Genomic DNA, 16,542 nt, shown 5'->3' with positions numbered 1-16,542 from the left:
CCTGTCTGCAAAATTCGACCGGTCAGTACGCCGGTCGGTACCAGTACCAGTAGATCATGACAGTAGACAACACAACGAATCCACCGAGAAAGAAGAGAAGCCCGGGTGGGATCACTGCGAAGACCGCCTCGGCCGCTTCGACACCCCCGTCAGCTGCGGCCTCGACGGATTCGTTTCCATCGGCTGTGAGATCGACGGACTCGCTCCCGTCAGCGCTCGGTGGTTCGTCGGCTACCGCGTCGTCGTGCTCCACGGGCCTGTCTTCGTCGACGTCCTGAATCCCGATCTCATCCGACGTGTCCTCGGTCTCACCCCCGCTCGAGTCGTCCGTGCTGGTGTCGTCCGTCTCGCCCGTTCCAGTTGCGTCGTCCGTCTCGCCCGTCCCAGTTTCGTCGTTCGTCTCACTCGAGTCGTCCGTTCCGGTCGGGGCTGTCCCCGTCGACGAGCCCAGTGCCGACTCGGCCCATCGCGTGAGCCCGTACTGCACCAGCAGGCTGCCGCCCCCAAGCACCCCGATCCCACCGAGAAACCGCGAGAGCGCCTCGCGCAACCGGCTCGCCGTCGATTCGTCACTCGTCACGATCAACGGCCCATCCGTCGCCGCATAGACGCTCATCTCGTTGCCACGCGAGGAGTACCAGGTGTCGACGACCTCGATGAGTCCGGCATCCTCGAGGTTCTCGAGGTGATAACGGACGTTCTGGATCGACGAATCGACCGCGTCGGCGATATCACTCGGCGTCCCGGGTTCAGCCTCGAGTCGCGCGTAGATTTGGCGGGCCGTCGTCGACGAGAGGGCGCTGAACACCGCGTCGGCCTCATCGCCCTCGAGGTCGACGATTCGTGGGTGGCCCTCGGTCTGGTCGGGCTCGGACCGAAACGGGAACAGCCGGGCCATGTCAACTCGACTTGCACTCGCCTGCCGACCCCTATACGTTTTTTCCTCCCTAAAAGAGCGATTTTACCCACGGAAACCGCCGGACTGGACGCCATCGCTGAACTGATGGCGAATTTTCTTCAATGCTCGCTGTTGAAGGGAAACGGTTACCAACATCGGGCCCAACAACCGGATATGCGTCGTCTAGAACTCGTGGGCTGGATTACGGTCGCGGTCGTCCTCAGTGGCCTCGCAGTCCCGTGGTTTCTCTGGGGATCGTCGACGGTCGTCGCCGACTTACCGCTGTGGCTCTGGTGGCACATCGGCTGGATGGGGCTCGCGGCGATCGTCTTCCATCTGTTCGCCCAGCGGGCATGGGGGATCGGCATCGAAACCGAATCGACGGACTCGAGCGACGAACACGGGCCGGATCGGTCGCCGCGCTCGGCGAGTGGGGGTGAGCGACCGTGAGTCTCACACTCCAGCTCGGGATCATCGTTGGCTACCTGCTTCTGGCGCTGGCAGTCGGGCTGGTTGCCTACCGACTCACCGACCGAACGGCGGAGGATTTCTATCTCGCGAGCCGGACGTTCGGAACGATCGTTTTGCTGTTTACGACGTTTGCAACGCTGTTATCGGCGTTTACGTTCTTTGCCGGGCCGAACATCGCCTACCAGCAGGGGCCCGAATGGATCCTCGTGATGGGGCTGATGGACGGGATCATCTTCGCGATCCTCTGGTATGTCATCGGCTACAAGCAGTGGCTGCTCGGCCGGGAGTACGGCTACGTCACGCTCGGCGAGATGCTCGGCGATCGGTTCGCCTCACGGCGACTTCGGGGTCTCGTTGCCGGCGTCAGTCTGCTCTGGCTCTTTCCGTACGTCATGCTTCAGCAGGTCGGTGCCGGCACCGCATTACAGGCGCTGACCGAGGGGGCCGTCCCCTACGCCGCGGGTGCGGGATTGATAACCGCGTTCATGATCCTCTACGTCGTCGTCGCCGGCATGCGTGGGATCGCCTGGACGGACACCTTACAGGGCGTGTTCATGCTCGTCACCACCTGGGTCGCGCTGCTGTGGGTGCTCGCTGCCGTCGGTGGTCCGGGAGCGGCGACGTCGGCGCTCGCCGAAAACGATGCAACCGCCGCGTTCCTCTCGCTCGGCAGTGCGTACTACACGCCCCAGTGGATGCTCTCGACGGCGATCACGATCGGCTTCGGCGTGGCGATGTTCCCGCAGGTCAACCAGCGATTTTTCACTGCCGGCTCGCGGACGGTGTTCAAGCGATCGTTCGCGCTCTGGCCGATCCTCTGTGTCCTCCTCTTTGTCCCCTCGTTCATGCTCGGCGTGTGGGCACGCGGCCTTGAGGTCACAATTCCGGCCGGTGAAAACGTCCTCCCCGCCGTCCTCGCCGAGTACACCCCGATCTGGTTCGCCGCGCTCGTCATCGCCGGCGCGATGGCCGCGATGATGTCCTCCTCGGACTCAATGTTGCTTTCGGGCTCGTCGTACTTTACCCGGGATCTCTATCGCCCCTTCATTGAACGAGACGTCACGGATCGACGGGAGGATCTGCTGGCTCGGATCGGCGTCGTGGTCTTTGCGACCGCCGCGTTCGGCGCGAGCCTGTTCAACCCGGCGACGCTGTTCGAACTGGGCGATGCGGCCTTCAGCGGCTTCGCACAGCTCGCCTTGCCCGTGCTCATCGCCCTCTACTGGCGCAAGACGACTCGAGCCGGGATTACGGCCGGGATCGCCGTCAGTCAGGCGTTCTACCTCTCGAGTCTCTTTCTCGCCGTCGTCCCCGGCAGCTACGCCGGCTGGACAGCCGGCATGGTCGGCATGGGGCTCGGACTCGTCGTCACCGTCGTCGTCTCGCTCGTTACGACGCCCGCAGCCGAGGAACGGCGCGCCATCTACTTCGAGGGGTTGGGCGCGGACTGAGTACAGGCTGTGTCCGCCGCCGGACGCAAGTTCCACACCGTTCGCCCGCGAGCCGTTTGCCTTCGACACCGGGCCTTTGTCCCTCCCCATCGTGGCCTTCGAGTATGGATCTCGACCTCGACGGTAACAGCGCACTGGTGACGGCGTCCTCGAGCGGCCTCGGCTTTGCGAGCGCACAGGCCATAGCTGAGGAGGGCGCGAACGTGATGATCTGTGGACGCGACGAGCAGCGACTCGCGGACGCTCGTGAGGAACTCGCCGAGACGGCGACGGGGGAGGTCCGCGCGACACCGACGGACCTTACGGACCCGGACGAGGTCTCCCACCTCGTCAGCGAGACGGTCGACGCCTTCGGCGGCCTCGACCACCTCGTCACCTCCTCGGGCGGGCCGCCGAGTACGACCTTCCTGGAGACCGACGAACAGGACTGGTACCAGGCCTACGACCTGCTGGTAATGAGTGTCGTCTGGACGATCGAACAGGCCCACGAGCACCTCCTCGAGTCGGCGTACGGCTCGGTCACCTGTATTACGTCCCGAACAGTCAGAGAAGTCGCCGACGGCCTCCTGTTGTCGAACTCGGTTCGTCGGGGCGTGATTGGGCTCGTAAAGACGATTTCGCGGGAGTTCGCCCCGGAGATCCGGGCCAACGCGGTTCTGCCGGGGACGATCGAGACGCCCCGAATCGAGGAACTGATCGAAGCGAACATCGAGCGCGGCGTCTACGACGACTACGAGCACGGGCTGACGGAACTCGCGAGCGAAATCCCGATGAACCGTATCGGCGACCCCCGCGAACTGGGCGATATCGTCGCCGTGCTCTCGAGTCCGCGCGCGAGCTTCGTCAACGGCATCGAAGTGCCCATCGACGGCGGACTGTTGCGGAGCTAACGGCGACTGCCTGCGGCGAATCGAAACCCTCTCGTCGGTCCTTTTGTTCGTTCGAGTCGTGTACCGTCCGGTCCAGTTCGCTGGCTACGTCGCACTGTTGCTGACCGCCGGCACGTTGCTCGTGGGCTCGCTGGCCGCACCCGTCGAGACGCCGCCCGAGATGGTCGGCGCGCAGGCTGGGCTCGTGTTCATCGCGGCCGCCGCCGGCGTGCTCGAGCACAAGCGAGTGCGCGGCCCGTTCAAAACGACCGGTTTCGATCGAGCGGACGCAATCAACGCGCTCGCGGTCGTTGCCGGTGCCGTCGTCACCTACGTCCTGAGCGTCCATGCCGATCTCGGCCCGGTGCTCGCCGCCGCACTGGTCGGTCTGGTCGCCGGTCTCGCGCTCCCGCGCATCGATGTGCCGGCGTACTGTGGCTCGTTTGTCGGCATGGCCTCGCCCGTGGTGTTCCCGTCGCTCGAGGCCGTCGCCCTCGCAGGGCTCATCGCGGGCCTCGGCTTCGTCGCGACGACCGAGACGTTCGGCGGCGTCGGCGGCAAACTCGGCACGCTCGCGTTCTTTGGCTGTCTCACGGCGGCCGCGTTCGTTGGGATCGACTTTGCCCCCGCTGGTACGCCCCAGTGGAATCTCGTCTCGCTGGTCGTCCCCGTCGCAGCCGCTGGGGCCACCGCGACGGCTGTCTCGAGCGTCCGCCTCGAGTGGGGGCCGGTCGTCGGCTCGGCCGTCGTCGGCGTCGTCGCCGGTGTGGCGTTTCCGCTCGCGCTGCCGGAACTCGGTGGGACGCTCGCCGCCGTGGCCTTCTGTGCGTCATTCGTGGGGATGTCGAATCCGAAGCGGTTATCGCTCGGGTCCGTCGTCCTCGCTGGCGGCCTCTGCGGACTCGTCTTTCTCGCGGTCACGCCCTCGTTCCCCGGCGCTGGCGGCAAACTCGGGACGACCGCGTTCGTCTCCTGTATCGCCGTCCTCGGCGGGCGAGAGCTGTACGACGGCGTAGTCGATGTCCTGTCGTGGGTCCGTGACACCGCCGAGACGGCCGTCTAGTCGGCCGAAATCTCGCACGTCCCCTCGTAGGCGACGTCCTCGATCGACTCGATCGCCGGATCGTCACCACAGACGGGACACTCGGGATTCGACAACACCTCGACCGTTTCGAACGTCATCCCCATCGCGTCGTACATGAGCAGTCGGCCCTCGAGGGACTCGCCCTTGCCGAGCAGGTACTTGACGACCTCGGTGGCCTGAATGCAGCCGACGGTGCCGGGCAGGACGCCGAGCACGCCGGTGGTCGCACAGTCGGGGACGGTGCCGGGTTCGGGCGCTTCGGGGAAAATGCAGCGATAACACGGTGGTTCGTCGCCGTCACTCGTCGCGCTGTCGCTTGCCTCCCCGCCGCGGTCGTTCGTAAACGTCGTGACCTGCCCTTCGAACCGATAGATCGCGCCGTGGGACAGCGGCGTCCCCGTGAGCACGCAGTGGTCGTTGAGCAGGTACCGGGTCGCGAAGTTGTCACTGGCGTCGAGGACGATGTCGTACTCGGCGACGAGCTCGGCCACGTTGTCGGTCGTGAGTCGCGTCTGATAAGTGTCGACGTCGATATCGGGGTTCAACGTCGCGACGTAGTCGGCCGCACTCTCGACTTTCGGTCGGCCGACGTCGTCGTCGCCGTGGACGATCTGGCGTTGGAGGTTCGATCGCTCGACGACGTCGTCGTCAACGATTCCCAGCCGGCCAACGCCCGCCGCCGCGAGATACTGGATCGCCGGCGAGCCGAGGCCGCCCGCACCGACGATCAACACCGAGCCCTCGAGCAGCCGCTGTTGGCCCTCGGGCCCGATCTCGTCCATGATTACGTGTCTCGAGTAGCGATCGAGCTGGGTCGCATCGAGGCGCAGGTCACTCATACCCATGGGTTGGACCGAGAGCGAGAAAAGTCCGCGGGTCGAATCGGTCTGAAACGGCGCAGTGGCCGGCTGCTTTCGGCTCCCGGTCGTGTTCGAGCGGGTGTGGTGTCTGTTTCTCTCGAGGCAGATCTGTGGGTGAACCCGATGATTTAATACCGTGGTCCACATTCACATGGGTATGGCAACCTCACCCAATGATGCCGGTGACGACGTCATCGACCAATTCCTCTCGGACCGCGGCCACGCGGTAGAACGAGTCGGGTGGGAACAGGAGTATAACAAAAAGCAGTGTCCAGACTGTGGCGGACTCCACGATACGGCTGCAAGCTCCTGTACCGTCTGTGGGTGGGAACCGACGCTGTAACCGACGGCTTCTCCCGTTTTTTGGCCGACACGAGAACGACCAGCCCGTGGCTCGACCCATTTCGACGGAGCGTATGCGATACACCTATACTGTATTGTTTCCTAACTAGTTAGTGGAGATATCAATGCCGGAATGCCAGAACTGCGGTGCGTTCGTGACGGACGCGTACGCTCGCGTATTCACCCCGCCCGGTGTCGACGATCCACGGGTCTGTCCGAACTGTCAGGACAAGATCCGTGACGGCGCTGAAATACGAACCGCCCGCTCTACACGAAACTCATAACCGTTCCGACGCCGGTGTCGAAGGCCACGTGATGGCTCGAACCCGGCGACTCACAGGCGTTTTCCAGCTGGACGAATAGTTTCTATCGCCGGCAACCCACGTGACTTATGCGTATCGCGCTCTTGAACAGCTACAATGACTACCACGGAGACGAAGGTGACCCGGTTGTTCGGTGGTCCGGGCAGTGGCAAGACGACTGCCCTGCTCGACCACGTCGAAGAGATCCTCGAGCAGGATGGCGTGACGTTCCGGGATATCCTCGTCGTCTCGTACACACGAGCGGCTGCACAGGAGGTTCGTGAGCGACTGGCCGACCGACTCGACGAAAGTCCGCGTGCACTGCAGGGCAACGTCTGTACGATGCACGCGAAAGCCTACGAGCTGTTGGATCTCTCTCGAGGTGACGTGATCGGCGAATCCGACAAAGAGGAGTTCTGCGAGGAATTTGGTATCGAGTACGAAGACGAGTACAGCGGTGCCGGTCGCCGCACCGCTCGGTCGACGACGATCGGTAACAAGGTGATCTCGACCAGTCAGTGGCTCCAGCGGACCGGCCGTGATGTCTCGGAGTGGTACGACGTCCCCTTCCAGTGGGACGAAGAGGAGGTTCGTCTGCCACCTGAAATCGACCCGAACGCCCAGGAAGGCAACAAGTACACGCCGACTTGGCCCTCTGATGACGACCGGATCGACGTTCCCGAGGCGATCCGTGGCTGGCGCAACTACAAAGGCGAAGAAGGGAAGATCGGGTTTGCGGATATGTTAGAGCGCGTCAAACAGCGCTCGCTGCTGCCGAACGTCGACTATCTGGTGATCGACGAGTTTCAGGACATCACTACGCTCCAGTACGACGTCTACGAGGAGTGGAAACCGCACATGCAACAGGTGTTGATCGCCGGCGACGACGACCAGGTCGTCTACTCCTGGCAGGGGGCCGACCCCGCACTGTTGCTCGAGGAGGAGGTCGACGAAGACGTTATTCTGCCGAACTCCTATCGGCTCCCCTCGAACGTCCTCAACGCGGTCAACCAGGAGATTCGCCATATCGAGACCCGACAGGACAAAGACCTCAAACCGCGCAAGGAAGGCGGGGCCGTCGAGGCGCGGCGGAACGCCTCCATGCTTGACGTCGTCCGGAACGTCCGACGGACGCTCATCGAGGGTGACGGGACCATCATGATCCTGTTCCGGGCGCGCTACCAGATGTTCCAGTTCATCGACGAGTTCATCACCGAGGGCGTGCCGTTTACGTCGCTGACCGACCAGCGGATGTGGACCGATCGGCTCACCCAGTACGTCCGCGCCGTCGAAGCCATCGACCGCGGCGAGGACGTCACCGGCTTGCAGGCCCGCCGACTCGCCGATATGCTTCAGGAGTCGGCGTTTGGGACCAACGAGCGCGACGACCTCTTCGACGAAATCGACGACCGGCAAGAAGAGTCCGGCATCGACGACCTCGCAGAGCTCATGATCCCCGCGGAGGTCATTCAGGACCACGCGCCGTTCATGCCCGGCCCGGCGTCGGCGGGCGATATGGTCCGGAAAGTTACCAACTTCCAGAAAAAGAGCATCCGATCGTACTTTGCGATCGGCGAGTATCTCGAGATGGAGACCGACCGTGTCCGCGTCGGCACGATCCACTCCGCGAAGGGTCGTGAGGCCGACCACGTCATCGTCGGCACCGACCTCACCGAAAAGGTCGTCGAGCAGATGGTCGCCACCGTCGACGATCCGACGGCTATCCCCGGCTGTGAGGAGTTCACCAAGAACACCTCGCCGGTACCCGTTCTGACCGACAACGAGCGCCGTGTCTTCTACGTCGGCATGTCCCGGGCTCGAGAGCGACTCGTCTTGCTCGAGAACTTGGTCGACGGCGCGCCGACGCTACCGATCGACGTCCTGCTCAACAATCGGCTGACAGACACGCCGCTCGAGGATCTCGTCGAGGAGGCCCAGCAGCCACACGACGCCGACGGCCAAGAGGTCGAAGCCGAAGCACCGTGACTGACGCCGAGTCGACTGCCGGCTCCGACACCGACACGGCCGACGTCGCGACACACCTCGAGTCGGCGCTTTCCAAGACGCTCGAGGCACGCGATGCCCTGGCAGTCGTCCACGTCGGGACGGATCGCGATCCGGCCGTTCGCTACTGTCGGCCCCAGTCTGCGGTCGAGGAGGGACTCGCTGCGATCGCCTTCGACGGCGAGGCGTGGCTCGTGGAGACGGCTACAGACGCTGCCGGTCATCCAGCCGAGACGCTCGCTACAGCCCTGTTCGAGCGCGTCGGCTCGGGAACGATCCTGACGCCGGCCCGACTCCCACACGACGCCGCGCTCTACCTCGAGCAGGCCGGCTTCGAACTCGCGTCGACGGACGTCATCGAGCGCACTCGAGCGACGAAAACCGCCGGCGAGCGCGAGCGAATCGAAGCCACACAGACAGCCGCAGCCGCCGGGATCCGCCACGCGGCGTCGCTGCTCGCGGATGCGACGGTCGACGAGGGCCGGCTCGTCGTCGATGGCAAGGCGCTGACGCCGGGTCGGCTGCGGACGGTAATCGACGAGGCCATCGTCTCGGCGGGGGCGTTTCCGGCGGGCAACACCGTCGTCAATCCCGACCCCGACCACCGGCCCTCGAGTCGCGACGCCGCCGCCGAGGCGCTTCGGCCCGGCGAACCGATCGTCCTCGAGACGGCACCCCGCGGCCCGGCAGGCTACCACGGCGGCCTCGTTCGGACGTTCGTCGTCGACGGCGACGGCGGCCGGGAGCGCCGCGCTCACGTCGGCGTGACACAGTCGTTCCGGTCTGCGGCGGCGATGCTGACCGCGGATACTGAGTCCGTAGTGGCCGTCGAGGCCGACCTCGAGGCCGAGGTCCGCGCGTTCGGCTTCGAGGACGCTGACACCGTCCAAACGCGGGTCACTGGTGTCGGCCTCGAGCCCCGTGAGCGACCCCGTTCGGGCGACGACGAGATCGAACCGGGGCACGTCGTTCGACTCGAGTCGGCCGTCCACGTCGACGGCGGCCAGTGGCTTCGGATCGCCGATATTCTCGTGCGGAAAACAGCGGACGACCGAGCCACCTATCTGCCAGCGTGTTCGCGATCGCTCGATCCGGCAGCGGTACTCGAGGAGTAATCGGCAGTGACTCGAAGTCGATCAGCGGTCGTCGGCACGGACGGTCGTTGTCTCATCGTCCGCATCCGAATCCGATTCTGAATCGCTTGCCACGGTCCCGACGACGCGTTTGGCAGCGAGCCCGGGGAGATCGGACGGCGTGGTCAGTCGTTGCTCGATGACGACGAGCGCGACGGCGAGGCCGAGCAGGATCGCGCCGACCGTCGTCTCCCCGCGAACGAGCAGGAACTCGAGTCCGGCGAGTGCGGCAGGCAGTGCGAGCACGAGCACGCCCGCGAGTTTGATCGTGTCGATGATACCGGCCATTGGACTGGTATAGCGCGGGGACGCTCAAAAGCGCGACGACTGTCCACATCGAGCCGCCGAGACTGCGGGTCACGGAACTGGAACGCGTCTCGAGGTCGGAACGGCTTTATTCGCCGACTCGAATTTCCGAGTATGTTCACGGGAATCGTCGAGGAAACCGGCGAGATCGTCGCTCGAGAGCGAACCGAAGACGGGCTTCGACTTCGGATCGGTGCCGACGAAGTCGCGACGGGGCTCGAACACGGCCAGAGTATCAGCGTCAGCGGCGTCTGTCTCACGGTCGAGCGCTTCGAGGAAGACGCGTGGTTCGAGGTCTTTCTCGCGACCGAGACCGTCGAGCGGACGTATCTCGGCGACCTCGAGGAGGGCGACGTGGTCAATTTGGAGCGAGCGATGCCCGCCGACGGCCGCTTCGACGGCCACGTCGTGCAGGGCCACGTCGACGCGGTCGCGACGGTTTCGAACATCGAATCCGTTGATGAGGACTGGTTCTTCGAGTTCGAACTGCCCGAGGGGTACGGCCGCTACGTCGTCGAGAAGGGGTCGATCACACTCGACGGTATTAGTCTCACCGTCGCCGATCTCGAGACAGAAAACGGGCGGGTGACCGTCGCGATCATTCCGACGACCTACGACCTCACGACGCTTTCCGAAAAGGACGTCGGCGATCCGGTCCACCTCGAGGTCGACGTCCTCGCGAAGTACGTCGAACGGTTGCTCGAGGCCCGCTTCGAATAGCAAACACGGATTCTCAGACGCCCGGAACCCCGAACGCGCCGACGCCGAGACCGAAGATGGTGTTGAGCACGAAGAGGATCGCCAGCGCGGCGATCCAGGCGATCACGCCGATGAGGGAAGCGTTGATCCACCCACCGGGATAGCGCCAGTTGATGACCCAGATCCACGCGAGCAATGCAAATAGCGGCCCGAACAGCGGGATCCAGGCCGTCAACCCCCAGGCGACCGCACCAATGAATGCCGTGACGATTGCATGGGAATAGTCCTCGACGTCGACGACGACCGACGCGCTGACGTAGATCGCCAGTCCGCCGACGAGGAGGGCAACAACGAACGCGACAAACGAGCCGATGAACGTAACCATCACAAAACCGTACGCTCTCGGCCACAATATAGACTGTGACGATAGTCGTGGGTTCGCTATTGGACACGAGTTACCGTTGTGGGGGCTCGAACTCCGTCCGTTCCGGCGTGTGCGGCGCACCGGTCTCGTCTCTGACCGCCCGGTACGTCCGACGGTAGCGAGCGATTTTGCGGTAGAGGTAGTAGCCGACGGCGAGATCGAAGAGGATCACGTAGGAGACGAAAGCCAGTCCAAAGCTGATTGGATAGGTCGAGGCGATGAGGTTGGGAACGATCCCGACCGTGACGTTGTACGTCCCGTGAACGAACGCCGCGATCAGGAGTCCCTTGACGACTAACGGCCCGGCGTAGCGGGAGTTGAACTTCGCGAGGCCGAGATAGTAGCCCGCGATCGCGGAGTAGATGACGTGCCCCGGGCCAACGAGTGCCCGGACGGTCGCAATGCCGGTCGCAGCGGTGACCGTCCCGACGCTGGCCTGGGCGACCGTGCCGGCGATGTAAATCGCGTTTTCGATCGCAGCAAACCCCAATCCGGCGACTGCCCCGTAGACTGCGCCGTCGATGACCGCATCGAACGTGTCGCTTCGGTAGGCGAAGACGCGAACCGCGAGCAGTTTGACACCCTCCTCGACGGGGCCGACGATCAGGTAAAAAAAGAGGAGCGTGCCGACGACGGGAACGGCCTGGAACGACGGCCCGATCGTCGAGTTCACGACGGCCGCAAACGTCGCAAAGAGGACGGCGAGGACGAACGTCACAACTAGCAGCCCGAGCGGTTCGTTCGTCGTGATATCCGAGTACCAGATGAACGCGGCGAGCAACGCCGCGGGAACGACCGAGAGTCCGAAGAACACGGCCAGTGGCGGCTCCTCGAGGACGAGCACCGCTGGCTGGGCGAGCAACGCGAGCGTGATCGCGAAGGCAACGGCGAGGACGATCGTCTGGAGCCCATAACTGATACCGTTGTACACCGAGCACGCAAGCCGGTCGACCATCGACCGCGGTTCCCACGTCGACACATCGTAGAGGTCTCGCGACTGCTCGTCGGCCTGCTCGACCGGGTCGCGCTTTCCCTGCATGGACGGGGCTACGAGGGCCGTGCCGGTAAGCGTTCGGCGCAAACGTGGCGGTTCGGGCAATCGAATCCGGCGACGAACGCGTGTGTGCCGGCGGCGAATCGACGCCGACTCGGAATCCACAAAGGCCCACCGTACGAACTGGCGGGTATGCACTTCGATCAGCGAACCCAGCAGGCGCTTCGAGGCGTCGGTCTCGAGACCGACGACGTACAGGCGACCTCGGACGCCGTTACCGAGGCCGTCGACGCCGGTGCGTCCACACTCGAGGCGTTCTTCGAGCGCCACGACACCGTCGAACTGACGCTCGGGCCGACGATCAACGACCGCGTTCGGTTCGCATCCGACTGCGAGCACCCGCGGTGATCCTCGTGAACGAACGTGTCCACCCCACTGCGACGGAGGGGAAGCGATGACGACGGCTCGAGTGCGCGGGATCTACACGACGGCGATCACCCAGCTCCTCGGCGAGAACGGCCTCGAGGTCGTCCAGGCATCCGAGCCGATTCGAGAGCGATTCGACGAGTCGTTCGAGACGGCCCCGGCAGACGTAGCGATCGAGACGACGCGGGACAGACAGGGTGTCGAAGTGTCGGGAGAACCCGAGACGGTCGAGACGATCACCGGCGAACTCGCGGCGCTGGCGATCGATACGTTCCGCTGGGACGACACGGTTTCCCGCGGTGCGGTCTTCGACGCCGAAGTGATCGACGCCGGTGGCGGGAGCGGTGCCGTCGTCGACCTCGGCGATGGCCGACGCGGCTATCTCAACTACGACGACGTCAATGGCTATGTCGACGACGGGAATCGATACCGAGTGCAAGTGACCGAGCCCACGCCGCCGTGGACCGACGACGAGCCGCGAGTCGCCCCGACGCTGACGGTCCAGAGCGGGCTCTGTACGCTCTCGCGGGATCGAACCGGCGTCTCGGCGGCACTCCGCGGTGACCGAGCCGACGAACTCGTCGGCATGACCGACCTCCTCTCGGTCGACATCCCGGAGGGGTGGGGACTGCGCTGGCAACACGCAGCCGCCGATGCTGACCTCGAGGCGATGGGTACAGCCGTCGAGCAGGTCGCAAACCGAGCGCGAGCGCTCGAGACGGCACTCGAGGATGCCCCCGAGGAGAGCGGTGAGCCGGCCCGGCTCGTGACTCCACGGGCGACGACGTGGTGTTGGTTCGGCCGCGAATCTCGTTTTGCCCTGGACGAAATCCGTCGCGCAGTCGAGACGACGATGCCCGGCCACCATCGGATCAAGGCCGCCGACCGAGCGGCGAGCGCAGCGGTCGACTTCGCCGAAGCCGTCTGCGATTCGACCGGTACCGACGGCGACGACGCGTTCCCCTTCGGGGCCGTCAGCCGACAGTTCGGCCCGACAGTGGGCGACCGTCTCGCGATCGATCACGGCAAACCCGATGGCCGACTGTTTACGCTGGGTCATGGTGACGTAACCGACTGGGATTGCGACGGCTCGCTCACCCTCGAGCGCCGGATGCGCGGCGGGGGCAGCTACGACGCCCTCGGCGTGCCAAAGGAAGACGGCGATGTCGCCGTGACGAAGTTCCGCGAGGGGCGGTGGTGGTATCCGACGACGTACAAAGACGCACAGGGGACCGCAAAAGGGACCTACGTCAACGTCTGTACGCCGGTCGAACTCTTCCCGGCTGCCGCACGCTACGTCGACCTCCACGTCGACGTGATCAAGCAGACGGACGGTACGGTCAAAATCGTCGACGCCGACGAACTCGAGGCCGCAGTCGACGCTGGCCGCGTCTCGACGGAGCTAGCCGAGAAAGCACTGAGCGTCGCCGAAGCCGTCGAGCGCGCGCTCTCGACGTGATCGGTGATCAGTCCGAGACCGTAGCGGTGTCTTCGGGCAGGGAGACGTGTGGGAGCAGGTGGACGTAATCGTCGAGATCGAGTGCGAACTCCTCTGCCGTCGTCGGCTGCACCCAGTGAAGGTCGAACTCGGAGCCGTGTTCGTCCCCGCCGTCCATTACAGTGTGGATCCACTGATCTCGAGGTTCGTGGACTGTCGCGTGAAAGAAGTGGCGGACGTATCGCTTCGGCGGCGACTCACGGCGCGTCCAGACGTCCGTCGTGAGGTGGGTCGTCGAGTTCAGCGTTCCGAGGCCGGTCTCCTCGATGACCTCCCTGAACAGCGCCTCGAGCGGCGATTCGCCGGGCTCGAGCGTTCCTTTCGGGATCTGTAATCCCTCGTGTCCTGGCCCATCGAAGACCAGTAGTTCGCCCGTCTGGCGTGTGATGTATGCACACGCTTTCTGGACGTGTGTTACGGTATCCATGCTACGACTATGCACTCCGCCGATACATAAAAACGTATCACACGAATTGTTAAAATCAATTAAGGGGGTTAGAGGAGTGATAACAGCCCACACGGACGCCGGAACTGCTTAGTCGGCGACGACGGCAGACTCGTCGTCCCGGGCGGCTGTGTCGCCGTCGAGATAGGTAAACACCGTCGCGAGCGCCGGGCCGGAGACGTTGTGCCAGACGCTGAACAACGCCGGGATCAACGCCGCGATCGGGTCGAAAAAGGCAACCGCAAGCGCCACTGCGAGCCCGCTGTTCTGGAGACCGACTTCGAACGCACAGGCGCGAGCCCGATCCTCGCTCATCCCCGTGAGGTGTCCGACGCCGTAGCCGGCACCCAGGCCGAGGCCGTTGTGCAAGACGACGGCGAGGAAGACAAGCGCGCTCGCCGTCAGAATCTCCTCGACATTGAGTCCCACGACGGCCGCGACGATGGCAACGATCGCAACCACGCTGATCGCGGGAAAGATCGACAGCCCTGCTTTCGCAACCGATGGAGCGTATTCGTCGAGGACGTACCGAAGCACCAGCCCTGCCACGACAGGCAGCAGGACGATCTGGACGATCGACTGGGCCATCTCGGCGAAGGTGACGGTGATCGACTCGCCCGCAAGGAGGACCACCCAGGCCGGCATCACGAGTGGCGCGGCGATCGTGGTCAGCGAAGTGATCGTCACCGACAGCGCGACGTCACCACGGCCGAGATAGGTCATCACGTTCGATGCCGTTCCGCCGGGTGCCGCGCCGACGAGGATCAACCCTACGCCGATCTCCCACGGCAGTCCGAGGGCGACGACGAGAACGTACGCGAACGCCGGCATCAGGAGCCACTGGGCCATCGCGCCGATGAAGACGTCTCGAGGCCGCTCGAGGATCCGGCGGAAATCCGCCGGCGTCAGCGTCAGCCCCATGCCGAGCATGATGATGCCCAGCAACGGCGTGATGTACGCGCCGATTGGTGTGAACGTCTCCGGCGTATACAGCGCCACGGCAGAGACGATCAGCACCCAGACGACGAAATACTTGCTCGTGAACTGTCCGATTCGTTCCAACAGTGACTGCGTACTCATGCGAGATTCACCATCATGTAACGAACACAGTCACCTCTCGACAACTGACGGATAAGAAAACCGGTGATTCGACTCACTCGGATACTGCCGGACGACACGGGTCAGACACCGAGTGTCCTCGAACCGCGATCGGCTGTCAACGGACTGCCGTCCGACAGCATCCGGCTCGAGCGGGGCGATTCGCTTACGCGTTCGACGCAGGCGTGACGAAATGGGTCCCGGTTACCGGACCGCCACAGACGGGACAGCCACTCGCCAGCGTCGCCTCGCGCATCGGATCGGTAACGGTGAACGACTGTCGGCAGTCCGGACAGGTAAACTCGTAGCGTTCCATCCGTTTGCAATTGACGATGCGCTTGAGGATAGTGACACAACCCCGATATAGAGGGGTATCTCGAGTACGGACGGGATGTCGACCATCGCTCGAGAGTGGTCGATCAAAAGCGGTTACTGATCCTCGTCCTCGTCCTCGGTTTCGTCGGCCGTCGTTTCGGTCTCGGGATCGTCGTCTTCGCCCTCCTCGTCGGGATCGACGTTCATGTGTGAAGCGTCTTCGCTGGGCGTCTCCTCGGGTTCGGTTGCGTCGGTCTGCGTCGGCTGGGCCTGTTCGGGATCAGGACCCACTGCCTCGCTGACCTCGTCGGCCATCGCCGAGTCAGAGACGTCGATCTCGGTCGCATCGTCGTCGGTGTTGCGCCGCGGGTCATCGGATTCGCCCACGTCGTCCGGTTTCGATCGCGGCCCCGTGTCAGCCGCGTCGTCGGTGAACTCGATCCGTGATCCCTCGCCGCCGTCTCGCTCGTCGCCGAGCTGTGCGGAGTCGTCGATCTTGCCGTTCGCGTCAATCTGGGACTCTCGACCGGCGTCGAGACGCTCGCCGGCGGCGTGAGCCTCGTCGGACGTCTCTTTGCCCTCGGTTCCGCTGTCGATCTCGTCTACCCGTGGCTCGAACGGCGGCGATTCGCTCGAGCGCCGGTTTCGGAGCCCGTAGCTAATCAGCCCAGCGCCAGCGACTCCTTTTGGAATCGCCCGAAGCTGGCCCCGTCCGAGCGAACGGAGGGCAGACAGAAGCAACACGCCGCCCCCAAGCAACGACACCAGCTCGCGTGTGGAATCCCCCGGAGTGGCTGACAGTGCCGTCTCCACCGGGTCCGGTGTCTCGAGGTCATCAGTACGGTCCGCCATCGGGACGTCTGCCATCGGGTCGTGATCGTGGTCTTCGGACATTGGATGAGCCTCCGCGCACGCTGCGCTCA

General features: G+C 64.3%; 20 protein-coding genes. 11 read left to right on the top strand and 9 right to left on the bottom strand.

Annotated features, from left to right (window positions below; translation table 11 throughout):
- Window positions 1–22: 22 nt before the first annotated feature.
- A complete protein-coding gene (locus BW940_RS02910) occupies window positions 23–898 on the bottom strand; it encodes an ArsR/SmtB family transcription factor (RefSeq protein WP_076607661.1) in 876 nt (291 codons plus the stop codon).
- Window positions 899–1,072: 174 nt separating this feature from the next.
- On the opposite strand from BW940_RS02910, the gene BW940_RS02905 reads away from it, so the two are divergent.
- The 4 genes from BW940_RS02905 to BW940_RS02890 all read left to right on the top strand — a co-directional run bounded on the left by BW940_RS02905 (window position 1,073) and on the right by BW940_RS02890 (window position 4,752).
- Complete coding sequence (locus BW940_RS02905; RefSeq protein WP_076607660.1) at window positions 1,073–1,348, top strand: DUF3311 domain-containing protein; 276 nt, start codon at window positions 1,073–1,075, stop codon at window positions 1,346–1,348.
- Window positions 1,345–2,820 (top strand): sodium:solute symporter family protein, encoded by a 1,476-nt coding sequence (locus BW940_RS02900; protein WP_076607659.1) that lies wholly within the window; start codon window positions 1,345–1,347, stop codon window positions 2,818–2,820. Before BW940_RS02905 ends, BW940_RS02900 begins: the two co-directional genes overlap by 4 nt.
- A gap of 104 nt (window positions 2,821–2,924) precedes the next feature.
- The gene (locus BW940_RS02895) at window positions 2,925–3,710 is read left to right on the top strand and encodes an SDR family oxidoreductase (RefSeq protein WP_076607658.1); all 786 of its coding nucleotides are present in this window, start codon (window positions 2,925–2,927) and stop codon (window positions 3,708–3,710) included.
- A 58-nt stretch (window positions 3,711–3,768) separates the two neighbouring features.
- A complete protein-coding gene (locus BW940_RS02890) occupies window positions 3,769–4,752 on the top strand; it encodes a hypothetical protein (protein ID WP_076607723.1) in 984 nt (327 codons plus the stop codon).
- Here the strand turns inward: BW940_RS02890 and ubaA are convergent.
- On the bottom strand, window positions 4,749–5,612 hold the full coding sequence (gene ubaA, locus BW940_RS02885) for an SAMP-activating enzyme E1 (RefSeq protein ID WP_076607722.1): 864 nt from the start codon (window positions 5,610–5,612) through the stop codon (window positions 4,749–4,751). The two genes, BW940_RS02890 and ubaA, sit on opposite strands and share 4 nt — an antisense overlap.
- A 178-nt stretch (window positions 5,613–5,790) precedes the next feature.
- On the opposite strand from ubaA, the gene BW940_RS02880 reads away from it, so the two are divergent.
- From BW940_RS02880 to BW940_RS02870, 4 genes are all read left to right on the top strand, one after another.
- Window positions 5,791–5,976 (top strand): HVO_0416 family zinc finger protein, encoded by a 186-nt coding sequence (locus tag BW940_RS02880; RefSeq protein WP_076607657.1) that lies wholly within the window; start codon window positions 5,791–5,793, stop codon window positions 5,974–5,976.
- A 124-nt stretch (window positions 5,977–6,100) separates the two neighbouring features.
- Window positions 6,101–6,259 (top strand): DUF7563 family protein, encoded by a 159-nt coding sequence (locus BW940_RS22640; protein ID WP_449406671.1) that lies wholly within the window; start codon window positions 6,101–6,103, stop codon window positions 6,257–6,259.
- 135 nt (window positions 6,260–6,394) lie between these two features.
- Window positions 6,395–8,263, top strand: coding sequence for a UvrD-helicase domain-containing protein (locus BW940_RS02875; RefSeq protein ID WP_076607656.1), 1,869 nt, complete (start codon window positions 6,395–6,397; stop codon window positions 8,261–8,263).
- Complete coding sequence (locus BW940_RS02870; RefSeq protein WP_076607655.1) at window positions 8,260–9,396, top strand: M24 family metallopeptidase; 1,137 nt, start codon at window positions 8,260–8,262, stop codon at window positions 9,394–9,396. Before BW940_RS02875 ends, BW940_RS02870 begins: the two co-directional genes overlap by 4 nt.
- A 21-nt stretch (window positions 9,397–9,417) precedes the next feature.
- Here BW940_RS02870 and BW940_RS02865 read toward each other — a convergent pair whose 3' ends face one another.
- Entirely contained in the window at window positions 9,418–9,702 is a 285-nt protein-coding gene (locus tag BW940_RS02865) for a DUF7533 family protein (RefSeq protein WP_076607654.1), read from the bottom strand.
- A 132-nt stretch (window positions 9,703–9,834) separates the two neighbouring features.
- Here BW940_RS02865 and BW940_RS02860 point away from each other — a divergent pair, with 132 nt between their 5' ends.
- Window positions 9,835–10,440: a riboflavin synthase gene (locus BW940_RS02860; RefSeq protein WP_076607653.1), complete on the top strand. Its 606-nt coding sequence runs from the start codon at window positions 9,835–9,837 to the stop codon at window positions 10,438–10,440.
- A 13-nt stretch (window positions 10,441–10,453) separates the two neighbouring features.
- Here the strand turns inward: BW940_RS02860 and BW940_RS02855 are convergent, their stop codons facing one another.
- Both BW940_RS02855 and BW940_RS02850 read right to left on the bottom strand, forming a co-directional pair.
- Window positions 10,454–10,804 carry a hypothetical protein gene (locus BW940_RS02855; RefSeq protein WP_076607652.1) on the bottom strand — a complete coding sequence of 117 codons (351 nt, stop codon included), beginning with the start codon at window positions 10,802–10,804 and terminating at the stop codon, window positions 10,454–10,456.
- A 70-nt stretch (window positions 10,805–10,874) separates the two neighbouring features.
- Window positions 10,875–11,882 (bottom strand): PrsW family intramembrane metalloprotease, encoded by a 1,008-nt coding sequence (locus BW940_RS02850; protein ID WP_076607651.1) that lies wholly within the window; start codon window positions 11,880–11,882, stop codon window positions 10,875–10,877.
- A gap of 147 nt (window positions 11,883–12,029) precedes the next feature.
- Here BW940_RS02850 and BW940_RS02845 point away from each other — a divergent pair, with 147 nt between their 5' ends.
- Window positions 12,030–12,245, top strand: coding sequence for a DUF7532 family protein (locus BW940_RS02845; RefSeq protein WP_076607721.1), 216 nt, complete (start codon window positions 12,030–12,032; stop codon window positions 12,243–12,245).
- Between the two features lie 46 nt (window positions 12,246–12,291).
- Window positions 12,292–13,722 (top strand): ribonuclease FAU-1 family protein, encoded by a 1,431-nt coding sequence (locus BW940_RS02840; protein ID WP_076607650.1) that lies wholly within the window; start codon window positions 12,292–12,294, stop codon window positions 13,720–13,722.
- Window positions 13,723–13,729: 7 nt separating this feature from the next.
- Here BW940_RS02840 and BW940_RS02835 read toward each other — a convergent pair whose 3' ends face one another.
- The 4 genes from BW940_RS02835 to BW940_RS02820 form a co-directional block, all read right to left on the bottom strand.
- The gene (locus BW940_RS02835) at window positions 13,730–14,188 is read right to left on the bottom strand and encodes an NUDIX hydrolase (RefSeq protein WP_076607649.1); all 459 of its coding nucleotides are present in this window, start codon (window positions 14,186–14,188) and stop codon (window positions 13,730–13,732) included.
- A gap of 108 nt (window positions 14,189–14,296) precedes the next feature.
- Window positions 14,297–15,286, bottom strand: coding sequence for a bile acid:sodium symporter family protein (locus tag BW940_RS02830; RefSeq protein ID WP_076607648.1), 990 nt, complete (start codon window positions 15,284–15,286; stop codon window positions 14,297–14,299).
- Between the two features lie 184 nt (window positions 15,287–15,470).
- Entirely contained in the window at window positions 15,471–15,620 is a 150-nt protein-coding gene (locus BW940_RS02825) for a DUF7560 family zinc ribbon protein (protein ID WP_076607647.1), read from the bottom strand.
- Window positions 15,621–15,733: 113 nt separating this feature from the next.
- Window positions 15,734–16,513: a hypothetical protein gene (locus BW940_RS02820; protein ID WP_076607646.1), complete on the bottom strand. Its 780-nt coding sequence runs from the start codon at window positions 16,511–16,513 to the stop codon at window positions 15,734–15,736.
- Window positions 16,514–16,542 lie beyond the last annotated feature (29 nt).

Origin of the sequence: Natronorubrum thiooxidans, assembly GCF_900156475.1 — an archaeon.
In the GTDB taxonomy this organism is placed as follows: domain Archaea; phylum Halobacteriota; class Halobacteria; order Halobacteriales; family Natrialbaceae; genus Natronorubrum; species Natronorubrum thiooxidans.
This window is presented reverse-complemented; position numbering and strand designations above follow the sequence as displayed.

Coding starts and splice junctions, on each gene's coding strand:
- BW940_RS02910 (WP_076607661.1), bottom strand. CDS start 898: ATGGCCCGGCTGTTCCCGTTTCGGTCCGAGCCCGACCAGACCGAGGGC.
- BW940_RS02905 (WP_076607660.1), top strand. CDS start 1,073: ATGCGTCGTCTAGAACTCGTGGGCTGGATTACGGTCGCGGTCGTCCTC.
- BW940_RS02895 (WP_076607658.1), top strand. CDS start 2,925: ATGGATCTCGACCTCGACGGTAACAGCGCACTGGTGACGGCGTCCTCG.
- ubaA (WP_076607722.1), bottom strand. CDS start 5,612: ATGAGTGACCTGCGCCTCGATGCGACCCAGCTCGATCGCTACTCGAGA.
- BW940_RS02880 (WP_076607657.1), top strand. CDS start 5,791: ATGGCAACCTCACCCAATGATGCCGGTGACGACGTCATCGACCAATTC.
- BW940_RS22640 (WP_449406671.1), top strand. CDS start 6,101: ATGCCGGAATGCCAGAACTGCGGTGCGTTCGTGACGGACGCGTACGCT.
- BW940_RS02875 (WP_076607656.1), top strand. CDS start 6,395: ATGACTACCACGGAGACGAAGGTGACCCGGTTGTTCGGTGGTCCGGGC.
- BW940_RS02865 (WP_076607654.1), bottom strand. CDS start 9,702: ATGGCCGGTATCATCGACACGATCAAACTCGCGGGCGTGCTCGTGCTC.
- BW940_RS02860 (WP_076607653.1), top strand. CDS start 9,835: ATGTTCACGGGAATCGTCGAGGAAACCGGCGAGATCGTCGCTCGAGAG.
- BW940_RS02855 (WP_076607652.1), bottom strand. CDS start 10,804: ATGGTTACGTTCATCGGCTCGTTTGTCGCGTTCGTTGTTGCCCTCCTC.
- BW940_RS02850 (WP_076607651.1), bottom strand. CDS start 11,882: ATGCAGGGAAAGCGCGACCCGGTCGAGCAGGCCGACGAGCAGTCGCGA.
- BW940_RS02845 (WP_076607721.1), top strand. CDS start 12,030: ATGCACTTCGATCAGCGAACCCAGCAGGCGCTTCGAGGCGTCGGTCTC.
- BW940_RS02840 (WP_076607650.1), top strand. CDS start 12,292: ATGACGACGGCTCGAGTGCGCGGGATCTACACGACGGCGATCACCCAG.
- BW940_RS02835 (WP_076607649.1), bottom strand. CDS start 14,188: ATGGATACCGTAACACACGTCCAGAAAGCGTGTGCATACATCACACGC.
- BW940_RS02830 (WP_076607648.1), bottom strand. CDS start 15,286: ATGAGTACGCAGTCACTGTTGGAACGAATCGGACAGTTCACGAGCAAG.
- BW940_RS02825 (WP_076607647.1), bottom strand. CDS start 15,620: ATGGAACGCTACGAGTTTACCTGTCCGGACTGCCGACAGTCGTTCACC.
- BW940_RS02820 (WP_076607646.1), bottom strand. CDS start 16,513: ATGTCCGAAGACCACGATCACGACCCGATGGCAGACGTCCCGATGGCG.